Origin of the sequence: Anoxybacillus eryuanensis (assembly GCF_051200995.1) — a bacterium.
Taxonomy (GTDB): Bacteria; Bacillota; Bacilli; order Bacillales; family Anoxybacillaceae; genus Anoxybacillus; species Anoxybacillus tengchongensis.
The window spans coordinates 82,399-96,185 of the sequence record NZ_JBPODS010000001.1 but is presented as its reverse complement, the minus strand read 5'-3'; the positions used below and the strand labels follow the sequence as shown (position 1 = coordinate 96,185).

Genomic DNA, 13,787 nt, shown 5'->3' with positions numbered 1-13,787 from the left:
TGCGCGAGGAAGCGAATAAAAAGAGCATACATGCAGTGAAGGGGAGAGGGAGAATGATTGAAAAACAACATCATATCGTCTGGTTCACGATTTGTCGCCCGGCAAGACGAAATGCGATTGATTATGCAGTCATGGACGAACTCGAACAAGCGCTTATGCTCGTTGAGCATGACGATGATGCGAAAGTGCTCGTCATTACAGGGGAAGGAGAAGAGGCGTTTTGTGCGGGTGGCGACTTACAAGTGTTTCATCAACTTCAAACAAAAGAAGAAGCACATACGATGTTAGCGAAGATGGGAAACATTTTATATCGACTGTTGACGTTGCCAAAACCAACAGTTGCTTTAATCAATGGAACGGCGATCGGCGGAGGTTGTGAATTAGCGACCGCATGCGATTTTCGTTTCGCACGTGCCGGGGCGCGCCTTGGATTTGTGCAAGCGAATTTAGCGATCACAACTGGTTGGGGCGGCGCTGCGATGTTGTTTGAAAAAATGCCGTATGATCAAGCGCTCGATGTATTGTTGCGCGCGCAAACAATGACAGCGGAAGAAGCGGCGCATATTGGTTTCGTTCATCGCATTTTTCCTGACTCGTTGCGCGAACGATGTGAAAAAGAGTTAACGGATTATACGAATAAATCGACGGCCGTCTTGCGCGCTTACAAAGAAGCCGCGGTGGCACGTTGGAAAACAGAAACATTTCGCCAACGTTTTTTCCTTGAGATTGAACGATGTGCATACTTATGGGAAAGCGACGAGCACAATGAAGCGGTACAATCATTTTTAGCCAAACGAAACAAATAGTCGTCTATCTTCTCTATTAGCTGCATACCCATATAGTAAATGCAGCGAGGAGGGATAGAAATGATGCGCCAAGATGCATGGACAGAAGAAGAAGATGTATTGCTTGCTGAAACGGTGTTAGCTTTCGTGAGGGAAGGTGGCACACAATTACGAGCGTTTGAAGAGGTAGGAAAAAAACTATCGCGAACGGCAGCCGCTTGTGGTTTTCGTTGGAACGCATACGTGCGCAAAAAATATGAAGAAGCGCTAGAGATGGCTAAACAACAAAGAAAAAAGAAAAAAGAGCAACAATTGCCCGAACGTGACATGACGTTACAAGATGTTATTTCCTTCTTACAAACGTTGCAACAGCGTGGGGAAGGACAACAAGAAATCGAACAATTGCGTCAACAAGTACGAATGCTCGAAAAAGAAAAAGAAGAGCTTGAAAAGCAACTACAAGCGGTACAACAAGAATATCAGGCGGTGATGCACATTTTAGAACGTGCACGCCAATTGTCTATATAGTAGCTGATAGACGCCAGCTACTTTTTTTTATACAATAAAACGTAGGAAAAAAAGAGGAGGATCGTCGGGTGCGCATCGGAATTATAGGGGGCGGAGCGGTCGGATTGTTGACGGCGGCTTACTTTAGTGAGAAATATGATGTGACAATTTATACACGTCGGCATGAGCAGGCAGAACAATTATGTATGCATGGACTGACGGTCATGTATGGCAATGAACGGACGACACATCGTGTTCATGCTGAACCGTTCGTTCGAGCCATTGAAGAAGATGTATTGTTTCTTGCGGTCAAACAATACGATGTAACAAACATATTAAACGAGCACATACATAAGCTTCAAGCAAACGCCATGATGTTTTTGCAAAACGGCATGGGTCATGTACCGCATTTACCGCATTTGCCGCATAAGCATATCGCGCTTGCTGTCGTCGAACATGGCGCCTTAAAAATTGATGATACGACCGTTTCCCATACCGGCGTCGGTCGAACGAAATGGAGCATATGGCGAGGAGAGAAAGAAACGTTTTCATTTCTGTCAGGGGTAGATGCACGTTTTCCATTTCAATATGTTGACGATTGGGAAACGATGTTAATAGAAAAATTAATGGTCAATGTATGTATGAATCCACTGACGGCTTTATTAGGTGTTCCAAACGGCATGTTAGTGACACATGCGCCATATCGACAAGCGATGGAACAGCTGTTTCACGAAGTGGCGTCTATTTTTCAGCTTGAACAACAGGAAAGCATATGGCGGCACATTCAAACGGTTTGTCAACAAACAGCCGCTAATCGCTCATCGATGTTGCGTGACATCGAGGCGGGACGGAGAACCGAATTAGATGCCATTTTAGGCTATGTCATCGAGCGGGCGAATGAGCGACACGTTCCAGCCCCAATTAGCACGTTTTTATATGCGCTTGTGAAAGGGAAAGAAGTAGAGGGAGAGAAGAAAAAATGAAGGGTATACTCGCCTCGTTCATTGCAGTGATGATTGTTATGCCGTTTTTTTCGTTTTTTTTCATGTTTGTGCTTGCCAAAACTGTTTTTCGGCGAAAAGGAAAACGTGCGTTTCATTTCGCTGTGAACGGATCGACGATTTTTTTTATTTTTGCTGTTCATGTTTTATTACAAGCCATTTTTCAACGATCGTATATCGTTGAATTGCTCATTTTTTTTATTGTAACATTTATGATTGGAATGATTTTATATTGGAAAAAAACAGGGGATGTATCGCTACAACGAACGTTTAAGCTATATTGGAGAATGCAATTTTTATTATTTACAACCGCTTATATTGGATTGTTTATATATGGGATCATTCATCGTGCCATGATCGCATTTTCATCATGAATGAGAAAGGAAGTTTACCATGGAAGTCATCGAGCTGTCATTGCCAGCAACGAACCGTTTAGCAACGGAATACGTGGAAGGGACGTTTCCTGTTCACGAGGCGTTTCATCCTTGTTCGTTTGAACAACGTTTGCGAGAATTGCAAAAACGAACGTATGCCCGTGAAGCGCTTGCGGATCATTTATTAGCGTATCATCAAAAGTTTCAAGCAAGTCGAGAAACGATCGCAAACATTGAAAAACTACGTCAGCGAGAAAGCGTCGTTGTCATCGGCGGACAACAAGCCGGGCTTTTAACGGGACCGCTGTATACAATATATAAAATCATTTCTATCATTACATTAGCGAAGCAACAAGAGCAAAAGCTCGGTGTGCCTGTCGTTCCGGTGTTTTGGATGGCGTCTGAAGACCATGACATCGCAGAAATTAATTATGTGCATGTTGCTGAAGCCGGCAAAGTAAAAAAATATGTATATTCCCCATTAGCGAAAGAAAAGCGAATGGCTGCCCACATTGAAATGGATGCAGATGAGCTAATGGGATGGGTTGATGATGTATTCAAAACATATGGTGAAACAAATGTGACGAATGAGCTGCGGACATACATACATGAATGTATTGCAAAATCGAGAACGGTGGCGGACTTTTTTGCAAACGTTGTTTTCGCGTTGTTTGCCAAAGAAGGAATCGTCGTTGTCGATGCGGCGCATCCACAATTGCGGGCGATAGAGCGCGAATGGTTTATGACGCTCGCTCATGAACATGAGGCAATTACACACGCCCTTCAAAACCAACAGCAACATCTCGAACGACTAGGCTATAAAAAAGCGATTGATGTGACGCCGATGTGCGCGCATTTGTTTTACGACGACGGTCAACGTCGTTTGTTGTATTACGACGATGCTCAACATTGTTTTTACACAAAAGATGGAATGTACCGTTTCACACATGATGAATTAAGACAACGAATTGAAAGCGAACCGCAATCGTTTAGCAACAACGTCGTTACACGACCGCTCATGCAAGAGTGGTTATTTCCGACGCTCGCTTTTATTGCCGGCCCAGGTGAAATCGCTTATTGGGCTGAACTAAAACAAGTATTTGAACATTTCCAATGGCATATGCCGCCGATTGTACCGCGCCTTTCGGCTACGCTTGTTGAACGCCACATTGCTACAGATTTAGCAGATGTGCATATGACGGTAGAAGAAGTGTTAACGACTGGCACGAAGCGAGCGCTAGAGGAATGGATACGCAACAATCAACCAGCGGCATTTGATGAGACGTTTCGTGAAGCAAAAAAACAAATGGCACTTATTCACGAACAACTTCGCCAACTCGGTATGCAAGTCGATCCGCATCTTGAGGGAGTGATGTTGAAAAATGCCGAACGAATGGAGACACAAATCGATTATCTTCAACAATTGATTACACGTCGCATGTTACAAAAACATGACGTACATGTGCGTAAATATGAGCGTATTGAGCTGTCGCTGCGCCCGAACAATATGCCACAAGAACGCGTTTGGAACGTGCTTTACTATATGAATCGTTACGGTCTAGATTTTGTTGATCGGCTGCTTCATGTCGATTATCGTTGGAATGGTATGCATAAAATTGTATATATTTAACTGTTTTCGTCGATAAAAAAATCCTGTCGCATACAGGATTTTTTTTGTATACAATAGAATAGTTCGGAAGTAAGTAGTGAATTTTGTGAAATGATGGTACAATACAATTGCACTCATTTTTTACGTATTTTTTAGGTAGGTGACATCGTTGTTTCATCACGTAACTGTATTATTAAAAGAAACTGTTGACGGATTAAATGTTAAAAAAGATGGTACATATGTAGATTGCACGCTCGGTGGAGCTGGACATAGCGAATATTTATTATCGCAATTATCACCAGAAGGACGATTGTTTGCTTTTGATCAAGATGATGTGGCGATTCGTCATGCACAGCAAAAACTCGAACGATATAGCGGACAGTTTACAATCATTAAAAGCAACTTCCGCTATTTAAAACAACAGCTAGCGCTTTACGATGTGCATGAAGTCGACGGCATTTTATTTGATCTTGGCGTATCATCTCCGCAGCTCGATATGCCCGAGCGTGGTTTTAGTTATCAACATGAGGCGCCGCTCGATATGCGCATGGACCGGGATCAAACATTAACAGCATACGACGTTGTCAACACATGGCCGTATGAGCAACTTGTGAAAATTTTTTTCCAATATGGCGAAGAAAAATTTTCAAAGGCGATCGCTCGTAAAATTGAGCAAGCGCGCAAGCAAAAGCCAATCGAAACGACGACGGAGCTTTCAGAAATCATTAAAGAAGCGATTCCCGCACCAGCGCGTCGCACAGGAGGTCATCCAGCAAAACGCGTGTTCCAAGCCATTCGCATCGCGGTCAACGATGAATTGCGCGCGTTTGAAGAAGCGATTGAACAAGCGATCGATCTATTAAAGCCCGGGGGAAGAATTAGCGTCATTACGTTCCATTCGCTTGAAGATCGCATTTGTAAGCTAGCGTTTAAACAAGCAAGTGAAACACCGCACTTGCCGCCTGGATTGCCGATCATTCCAGATGAGTATAAGCCGAAATTAAAAATCATTACAAAAAAACCGATCGTTCCGTCTGAAGAAGAATTGCAACATAATCACCGTGCACGATCTGCGAAATTGCGCATTGCTGAAAAACTGTAAAAAAGGGGGAATGATGTATGGCTGCTGTTCGCATGCAGCAAAAAGTACAAAAAGTACAACAAGAGCAACACGTTCAACGTGTACCGAGAAAAAAAACAAAACGGAACATACGTTGGACCTTAGGAGAAAAAATCGTATTTGTTTCGTTTCTTGCCTTTGCACTATATAGTAGCGTCACGATCATCTCGAATCAATTTACAATTTATCATGTCAATAAAGAAGTGCAACAGTTGCAAACGAGCATTGAAGAGCAAGAAAAACGAAACCGTGATTTATACGTGCAAGTACAAGAGTTAAGCACATATGAACGTATTTTAGCGAAAGCGAAAGAGCTCGGCCTTACATTAAACGAAAATAACGTAAAAGTTGTGCAGGACTGATGCCAGATGAGAAAGCATAAACATACGCATAGAGGAGCAGCTATATCTTTCGTTTTTTTTAGCTTGCTCTTTTTTCTATTGTTTGGACGTTTCGTTTATTTACAAGCAACAGGTGTTGCGGACGGACAAGTGTTAGCGGTCGAGGCGCAAAAACGTTATTTAAAAAAACAAACGCTTGAAGCGAAGCGCGGAACGATTTTTGATCGAGACGGTGAAATCATCGCTGAAGACATTCCTTCATATACAGTTGCCGCCATTCTCGATCCGGACATGCCACAACATGTGACCGATCCGGAAGAAACCGCACGTAAACTTGCGCCGCTATTAAACATGAATGTAGCGGATGTCGAGCGCATTTTAAAAAAGAAGGCGAATCAAGTTGAGTTCGGGCCGAACGGTCGCGGCATTAGCCAAACGTTGAAGCAAAAAATTGAGGAGCTAAAGCTTCCGGGTATTACTTTCGTACGTGACTCAAAACGATTTTACCCGAACGGTACATTTGCTTCGTACGTTGTCGGCTATGCACAAAAAGACGAAGCAACGAACCAAGTGGAAGGAAAAATGGGCATTGAAAAGCAGTTTAATGAGCAGCTGAAAGAAAAAGACGGAGAGATCAAGTATGAAAGCGACCCAAAAGGATTTAAACTCCCGTATGCAGACGAGCAAATCGTGCCACCACAAAACGGAAAGAACGTTTATTTGACGATCGATAAACATATTCAAACGTTTTTAGAAGATGCGATGAACGCCGTTGAAAAACAATATGCGCCGAAAAAAATTATTGCCATTGTTGCCGATCCGAAAACAGGGGCGATTTTAGCGATGAGCACGCGCCCGAGTTTTGATCCGAACAAACGAAACATTGAAAACTACTTTAACGATGCGATTTCGTATCCGTACGAGCCAGGGTCAACGATGAAAATTTTCACACTCGCTGCGGCGGTGAACGAAGGAGTATTTCAGCCGAATGAAACGTACCAGTCCGGTTCATATCAAGTCGGTCCTCATCGTATCCGTGACCATAACAAAGTCGGTTGGGGGCAAATTACGTTTCTTGAAGGGGTGCAACGTTCATCCAACGTCGCATTTGCAAAAATTGTGCGCGAAAAATTAGGGGAAGATCGCTTTTTGCAATATTTACATCGTTTTCATTTTAACGAACCAACCGGCATTGAGTTGCCAGGTGAAAAAACCGGAAACATTTTATATCGTTATCCGATCGAAAAAGTGACGACAGGCTTTGGACAAGGAACATCGGTCACACCGATTCAACAAATTCAAGCAGCTACCGCCATCGCAAACGGTGGGAAAATGATGAAGCCGTACGTTGTCGATCGTATTGTCGATCCGGAAAGTGGAAAAACGGTCATGAAACATGAACCGACCGTTGTCGATACGCCGATTTCAAAACAAACAGCGGAAAAAGTACTAGACATTTTAGAAACGGTCGTCACATCTGAAAAAGGAACAGGACGTCCGTATCAAATTGAAGGCTACCGAGTGGCAGGGAAAACCGGAACGGCGCAAATTCCAGATCCGAAAGGCGGATATTTAACCGGTCATCAAAACTATATCTTTTCATTTTTAGGAATGGCACCGCGTGAAAATCCGCGCTTAATTATGTATGTTGCTGTGCAACAACCAAACATTTCATATACGGAAACAGGGGCAGCTCCCGTATCCATGATTTTTAATTCTGTCATGAAAAGTAGTTTACAATATTTAAACATTCAACCGACGGTGGAGAAAAAACGAGTGAAAAAAGAAAAAAGCATTTCGCTTCCTTCTTATGTCGGTCAATCGGTTGAGCAAGCCACGCAGTCATTGAAAAATCAAGGATTACATGTAACAATCATCGGAAAAGGAACGAAAGTGCGTGCACAATTTCCGAAGGCAGGGGAACACATCGTCGCCCCAGATCGTGTCTTATTGCAAACGGACGGAAACGCCATGATGCCTGATGTCACAGGCTGGTCGCTGCGCGATGTCATGAAGCTTGCGGAACTGTTGCAGTTAAAGCCAAGCTTTATCGGTAGCGGCTACGTATTTAGGCAAAATATTACGCCGGGAGCAGTAGTCAAACCAGACGACTATCTGATTGTCGAGCTGGCGAAACCATCGGAAATTGATAAAAAACAGCAAACAAACACCGAACAACAAGAAACAGACGGTCCGGTCGATTAGTTCTATATGAAACGGTACAAGCATATAGTGGAACGAGCCGAAACATATAAGGAGGTTCCGCTGTATGCGTGCAGTAACTGTTCGAAAACGATTGACGGTCGTTTTGTTGATTGGATTTCTCATTTTTGCGATTATTGATATTCGTCTCGGTTATGTGCAATTTGTTTTAGGAGATATGTTAACAGAGCGGGCGAAAGATTTATGGAGTCGAAATATCCCGTTTGAGCCAGAGCGTGGAGAAATCGTCGATCGTAACGGGGTGCCTTTAGCAACAAATATGAGTGCTCCATCTGTGCTCGTCGTCCCAAGACAAATTGAAAATCCATCGGAAGTAGCAAACGAGCTCGCGCGCATATTGCACATGCCGGTAGAAAAAGCATATAAACATGTGACGAAAAAAACATCAATTGAACGCATTCATCCAGAAGGGCGAAAAATTTCGAACGAGCAAGCGAAACAAATTCGCGACTTAGGAATGAAAGGTGTATACATTGCTGAAGATTCGAAACGGTATTATCCGTTCGGAAGTTATTTATCGCATGTGCTTGGCTTTGCTGGAATTGATAACCAAGGGTTGATGGGGCTTGAGCTTTATTACGATAAACAATTGAGCGGCAAGCCTGGTTCCGTTCAATTTTATTCCGATGCGAAAGGGAAGCGCATGCCAGGGATGGCCGATGCGTATACGCCACCTGTCGATGGACTTGATTTAAAATTGACCATCGATACACGCGTCCAAACGATTTTAGAACGAGAACTGACGATTGCAGAAGCAACGTATCGTCCGGACGGAATTATTGCGATTGCGATGAATCCAAACAACGGTGAAATTTTAGGGATGGCAAGCCGTCCGACATTTGATCCTGCAGACTTTCAAAACGTGCCACCTGAAATTTTTAACCGCAATTTGCCTATTTGGAGCACGTACGAACCGGGATCAACGTTCAAAATTATTACGCTCGCGGCAGCTTTAGAAGAAAAAAAAGTAGATTTATTCAAAGAACATTTTTACGATCCGGGATATGTGAAAGTTGCTGGAGCGACGCTTCACTGCTGGAAACGTGGTGGACATGGCGATCAAACGTTTCTTGAAGTCGTTCAAAACTCTTGCAACCCCGGATTCGTAGAGCTCGGTGATCGGCTCGGCAAAGAAAAACTATTTGAATATATTCGCGCATTTGGCTTCGGTGAAAAAACGGGCATTGATTTACAAGGAGAAGGAAAAGGTATTTTGTTTCCACTTCATCGTGTTGGACCGGTCGAGCAAGCCACGACCGCTTTCGGTCAAGGGGTAGCCGTCACGCCGATTCAACAAGTGGTGGCGGTCGCTGCTGCTGTAAATGGGGGTATTTTATACCAACCTTATATTGCAAAAGAGTGGCTCGATCCGGTCACAGGAGAAGTCATACAACGACAAACGCCAAAAGCAAAAAGAAGGGTTATTTCCGAGGAAACGTCAAAACAAATTCGTTATGCACTCGAAAGCGTTGTAGCACAAGGAACAGGGAAGGGTGCGTTTGTCGATGGGTATCGTGTCGGTGGCAAAACGGGAACAGCCCAAAAAGCAAAAGACGGTCAATATTTAAAAGACAACCATATCGTTTCATTTATCGGCTTTGCGCCAGCGGATGATCCACAAATTGTTGTATATGTGGCGGTCGATAATCCGAAAGGGACGGTGCAATTTGGTGGCGTTGTGGCGGCACCGATTGTTGGAAATATTATGGAAGATAGTTTGCGTGCACTCGGTGTCAAACCGCGTAAACAACAAATTGAAAAAGAAACAACGTGGCTCGATCCGCGCTATGTAGAAGTGCCAAATTTAATCGGTTTAACAAAAAAAGATTTGCAACAGCAGCTTTTTCACTTAAAATTAGATGGTAGTGGCGAAGGCGATACAGTCGTTGAACAGGCGCCGAAGCCTGGAGTCAAAGTGAAAGAAGGAGCGACGATCCGGGTTTATTTTGGAACGAAACGGTAAAGCCTAGAGGAAGTATCCTCATGGCTTCTTTTTCTGTTTATATAAAGAAGAAAGGAACGATCGGTATGAAGTTACAAACGTTGCTTCAACATTTACATAGCTTTACCCCACTTACAACAGAAAATCCGACGATTACATCGATCGATATGGATTCAAGAGACGTACAGCAAGGTTCGTTATTTGTTTGTATCAAAGGATTTACAGTAGATGGACACGATTTTGCTGAACAAGCCGTCGCCCGCGGAGCCGTTGCAGTTGTGGCTGAAAAACCGCTCACATTGCCTGTGCCGGTCATTTACGTGAATGATAGCCGCCGTGCACTTGCTGTATTAGCCGATGCATTTTACGGTCAGCCGACGCATCAACTGCATGTCATTGGTGTAACAGGGACAAACGGAAAAACGACGACGACACATTTGATTGAGCGCATATGCCGCCACGCTGGAAAAAAAACCGGGCTGATCGGCACAATTAACATGAAAATCGGTGATGAAACGTATGATGTAAAAAATACAACACCTGAATCGCTCGTTTTACAAAAAATGTTTCGTAAAATGGTTGACGCGCATGTGGACATCGCTGCGATGGAAGTATCATCTCACGCGTTACATATGGGGAGAGTACACGGATGTGATTTTGATGTCGCTGTGTTTACCAACTTAACGCAAGACCATTTAGACTACCATCAAACGATGGAACATTATCGTTGGTCGAAAGGGCTGTTGTTTGCGCAACTTGGCAATCGCTTCGATCATCAGCGTCCGAAGTTTGCGATACTGAATGCAGACGATGCTGCCTCAGTAGAATATAAAAAAAGCACAGCAGCAACAGTCGTGACGTACGGCATTCATCATCAAAGCGACATCATGGCGAAACATATTGAGATAACAACGAGCGGTACAACATTTCAACTTGTTACCCCGATCGAAACCGTACAAGTGAAAACGAAGCTCATCGGCATGTTTAATGTATATAATTTATTAGCTGCGGTGAGCGCTTGTCTCGTCTCAAACATTCCACTTCGTACGATTGTGGAAGCCATTGCTGACATCGAAGGCGTTCCGGGGCGTTTTGAAGTCGTTGATGCCGGTCAGCCGTTTACCGTCATCGTCGACTACGCCCATACGCCAGATAGTTTAGAAAACGTATTGCAGACGATTCAACAGTTTGCCAAAAAGCGTATATTTGTCGTCGTCGGTTGCGGTGGGGACCGCGATCGGACGAAGCGTCCATTGATGGCGCAAATCGCTGTCAAATATAGCGATGTTCCAATTTTTACATCGGATAATCCGCGTTCAGAAGACCCGATGGCCATTTTAAACGACATGAAACAAGGAGTAGCTGAAGACGTCGTATGCATTGTCGATCGAAAAGAGGCAATTACATATGCGATTGAACAAGCCGAAAAAGACGATGTCGTTTTAATTGCGGGAAAAGGTCATGAGACGTATCAAATCATCGGGAAAGACGTGTTATATTTTGATGATCGTGTCGTCGCACGCGAAGCTATTCAACGAAGAACAGATCAATAGAAGATGAGGAAGGTGCAACGATCATGAACGAAAAAGTCATTTTGTTCACGGCAGGGGTTGCCTTTATGATTACGGTTGTGTTATCGCCGATTTTCATTCCGTTTTTAAGGCGATTAAAATTCGGGCAAAGCATTCGTGAAGAAGGGCCAAAATCCCATCAAAAAAAATCAGGCACGCCGACGATGGGGGGATTAATGATTTTATTGTCGCTCTCGATTACAACGTTTATGATGAGCGATGTATTTTTTGAACGGACGCCACAAACGTATTTATTGTTGTTTGTGACGCTTGGCTACGGATTGCTCGGTTTTATTGATGACTTCATTAAAGTGGTCATGAAACGTAACCTTGGTTTAACGAGCAAGCAAAAACTAGTGGGACAACTGCTCATTGCGCTCATCTTTTACTTTTTCTTTCAACATTACAGCATTTCAACGGTCGTCTCGATTCCTGGGACGGATATGTCTATAGACTTAGGCGTCGCTTATATTTTGCTTATTATTTTTATGCTTGTTGGCGGCTCCAATGCGGTCAATTTAACGGACGGCTTAGACGGGTTGCTAGCAGGGACGGCGGCGATTGCGTTTGGTGCATATGCTGTATTAGCTTGGAATCAAGGACAATATGACATCGCCATTTTTAGCGTTGCTGTCGTTGGTTCGGTGCTTGGATTTCTCGTCTTTAACGCGCACCCTGCGAAAGTGTTTATGGGTGATACTGGTTCGCTTGCGCTTGGCGGGGCGATTGTCGCCATTGCGATTTTAACGAAACTTGAAATATTATTGGTGATTATCGGTGGCGTATTCGTCATTGAAACGTTATCGGTCATCATTCAAGTCATTTCGTTTAAAACGACAGGGAAACGCGTGTTTCGTATGAGTCCGTTGCACCATCATTACGAGTTAATCGGCTGGTCAGAGTGGCGTGTTGTCGTGACGTTTTGGGCGGTCGGTTTATTGTTTGCCATTTTAGGAATTTATATTGAGGTGTGGGTATAATGTACAACGGAAAAAAAGTGTTCGTATTAGGTTTAGCCAAAAGTGGATGGGCAGCAGCAAAACGTCTTCGTGAGCTCGGTGCTGATGTTGTTGTCAACGATCGCAATGAACCGAGTGAGCAGGAAAAGCAAGAGTTAGAAGCGCTTGGCGTCCGTCTCGTATGTGGAGGTCATCCGCTTGAGTTGCTTGATGAGCCGTTTGATTTCGTCGTAAAAAATCCCGGCATTCCGTACTCCAATGCGCTCGTTCAAAAAGCGCTCGACAAACACATTCCGATTATTACGGAAGTCGAAATTGCGTATGAAACGTCAAAAGCTCCGATTATCGGCATTACAGGGTCAAACGGAAAAACGACGACGACGACCTTGATTTATCACATGTTGCAAGAAGCGAAACGGCGACCGCTCATTGCAGGAAATATCGGAACCGTTGCGTGCGAAGTTGCTAAACACGCGACAAAAGACGATGTCATCGTGATGGAATTATCTTCGTTTCAACTGCTCGGAACGATCCGTTTTCGTCCGCACATCGCTGTGTTGTTAAACATTTTCGATGCGCATTTAGATTATCATGGGACGAAAGAAGCGTACGCAGAAGCGAAAGGAAACATTTTTAAAAATCAAACGGAAACGGACTATGCTGTCGTCAATGCGGATGATCCGATTGTCATGCAATTAGCGGAAAAAAGCCGCGCAAAAAAAGTGCCGTTTTCAGCAACTACACCATTATCGTACGGAGCAACGGTGAAAGAAGGCGCCATTTATTTTCATGACGAGCGAATTATCGACATCACCGATGTGGCGTTACGCGGAAAGCACAATCTCGAAAATATATTAGCCGCTGTTGCCGCAACGAAGCTCGCAGGTGCAGACAATGAAGCGATTCGCCGCGTATTAACGACGTTTACAGGCGTTCCTCATCGCTTGCAGTTTGTCGCTGAAATCAATGGGCGAAAATTTTACAACGATTCAAAAGCGACAAACATATTAGCGACACAAAAAGCGTTAAGCGCTTTTCATGAGCCGGTCATTTTGCTTGCCGGTGGGTTAGATCGCGGCAACGAGTTTGATGAGTTACTTCCTTACTTTCAACATGTGAAAGCCGTCATTACGTTCGGACAGACGGCGCCAAAAATTGAACGCATCGCGCGCGAAGCAGGAATACAGCAAGTGAAACGTGTCGATAATGTGGAACAAGCAGCTTTTGCCGCATATGAATGGTCGTCGCCGGGCGATGTCATTTTACTTTCCCCAGCGTGTGCAAGTTGGGATCAATATAAAACTTTCGAACAGCGTGGGGACATGTTTGTACATGCGGTGCATAAGCTTAAATAA

Annotated in this window: 12 protein-coding genes; all 12 read left to right on the top strand. The window is 44.0% G+C overall.

The window, feature by feature from the left end:
* Positions 1-53 precede the first annotated feature (53 nt).
* Positions 54-806, top strand: a complete 753-nt coding sequence (locus HNQ84_RS00480; protein ID WP_435620785.1) for an enoyl-CoA hydratase/isomerase family protein — start codon at positions 54-56, stop codon at positions 804-806.
* Positions 807-866: 60 nt separating this feature from the next.
* Positions 867-1,313, top strand: a complete 447-nt coding sequence (locus HNQ84_RS00475; protein WP_435620784.1) for an RsfA family transcriptional regulator — start codon at positions 867-869, stop codon at positions 1,311-1,313.
* 68 nt (positions 1,314-1,381) lie between these two features.
* Complete coding sequence (locus tag HNQ84_RS00470) at positions 1,382-2,275, top strand: 2-dehydropantoate 2-reductase (RefSeq protein WP_435620783.1); 894 nt, start codon at positions 1,382-1,384, stop codon at positions 2,273-2,275.
* Complete coding sequence (locus HNQ84_RS00465) at positions 2,272-2,667, top strand: DUF3397 domain-containing protein (protein ID WP_435620782.1); 396 nt, start codon at positions 2,272-2,274, stop codon at positions 2,665-2,667. Before HNQ84_RS00470 ends, HNQ84_RS00465 begins: the two co-directional genes overlap by 4 nt.
* Positions 2,668-2,686: 19 nt before the next feature.
* Positions 2,687-4,297 (top strand): bacillithiol biosynthesis cysteine-adding enzyme BshC, encoded by a 1,611-nt coding sequence (bshC, locus tag HNQ84_RS00460; RefSeq protein ID WP_183241713.1) that lies wholly within the window; start codon positions 2,687-2,689, stop codon positions 4,295-4,297.
* A 148-nt stretch (positions 4,298-4,445) separates the two neighbouring features.
* Positions 4,446-5,378: a 16S rRNA (cytosine(1402)-N(4))-methyltransferase RsmH gene (gene rsmH, locus HNQ84_RS00455; protein ID WP_183247168.1), complete on the top strand. Its 933-nt coding sequence runs from the start codon at positions 4,446-4,448 to the stop codon at positions 5,376-5,378.
* A 17-nt stretch (positions 5,379-5,395) separates the two neighbouring features.
* Positions 5,396-5,758, top strand: coding sequence for a cell division protein FtsL (gene ftsL, locus HNQ84_RS00450; RefSeq protein WP_183247166.1), 363 nt, complete (start codon positions 5,396-5,398; stop codon positions 5,756-5,758).
* A gap of 6 nt (positions 5,759-5,764) precedes the next feature.
* Entirely contained in the window at positions 5,765-7,942 is a 2,178-nt protein-coding gene (locus HNQ84_RS00445; protein WP_435620781.1) for a penicillin-binding protein, read from the top strand.
* A gap of 64 nt (positions 7,943-8,006) precedes the next feature.
* On the top strand, positions 8,007-9,923 hold the full coding sequence (locus tag HNQ84_RS00440; RefSeq protein ID WP_435620780.1) for a stage V sporulation protein D: 1,917 nt from the start codon (positions 8,007-8,009) through the stop codon (positions 9,921-9,923).
* A 65-nt stretch (positions 9,924-9,988) separates the two neighbouring features.
* The gene (locus HNQ84_RS00435) at positions 9,989-11,455 is read left to right on the top strand and encodes a UDP-N-acetylmuramoyl-L-alanyl-D-glutamate--2,6-diaminopimelate ligase (RefSeq protein ID WP_435621015.1); all 1,467 of its coding nucleotides are present in this window, start codon (positions 9,989-9,991) and stop codon (positions 11,453-11,455) included.
* Positions 11,456-11,478: 23 nt separating this feature from the next.
* On the top strand, positions 11,479-12,453 hold the full coding sequence (gene mraY / locus HNQ84_RS00430; protein WP_435620779.1) for a phospho-N-acetylmuramoyl-pentapeptide-transferase: 975 nt from the start codon (positions 11,479-11,481) through the stop codon (positions 12,451-12,453).
* Positions 12,453-13,787: a UDP-N-acetylmuramoyl-L-alanine--D-glutamate ligase gene (gene murD / locus HNQ84_RS00425; protein ID WP_055441899.1), complete on the top strand. Its 1,335-nt coding sequence runs from the start codon at positions 12,453-12,455 to the stop codon at positions 13,785-13,787. The genes mraY and murD overlap by 1 nt, the downstream gene beginning before the upstream one ends.

Coding starts and splice junctions, on each gene's coding strand:
- HNQ84_RS00445 (WP_435620781.1), top strand. CDS start 5,765: ATGAGAAAGCATAAACATACGCATAGAGGAGCAGCTATATCTTTCGTT.
- HNQ84_RS00475 (WP_435620784.1), top strand. CDS start 867: ATGATGCGCCAAGATGCATGGACAGAAGAAGAAGATGTATTGCTTGCT.
- HNQ84_RS00435 (WP_435621015.1), top strand. CDS start 9,989: ATGAAGTTACAAACGTTGCTTCAACATTTACATAGCTTTACCCCACTT.
- murD (WP_055441899.1), top strand. CDS start 12,453: ATGTACAACGGAAAAAAAGTGTTCGTATTAGGTTTAGCCAAAAGTGGA.
- mraY (WP_435620779.1), top strand. CDS start 11,479: ATGAACGAAAAAGTCATTTTGTTCACGGCAGGGGTTGCCTTTATGATT.
- ftsL (WP_183247166.1), top strand. CDS start 5,396: ATGGCTGCTGTTCGCATGCAGCAAAAAGTACAAAAAGTACAACAAGAG.
- HNQ84_RS00440 (WP_435620780.1), top strand. CDS start 8,007: ATGCGTGCAGTAACTGTTCGAAAACGATTGACGGTCGTTTTGTTGATT.
- HNQ84_RS00465 (WP_435620782.1), top strand. CDS start 2,272: ATGAAGGGTATACTCGCCTCGTTCATTGCAGTGATGATTGTTATGCCG.
- HNQ84_RS00480 (WP_435620785.1), top strand. CDS start 54: ATGATTGAAAAACAACATCATATCGTCTGGTTCACGATTTGTCGCCCG.
- bshC (WP_183241713.1), top strand. CDS start 2,687: ATGGAAGTCATCGAGCTGTCATTGCCAGCAACGAACCGTTTAGCAACG.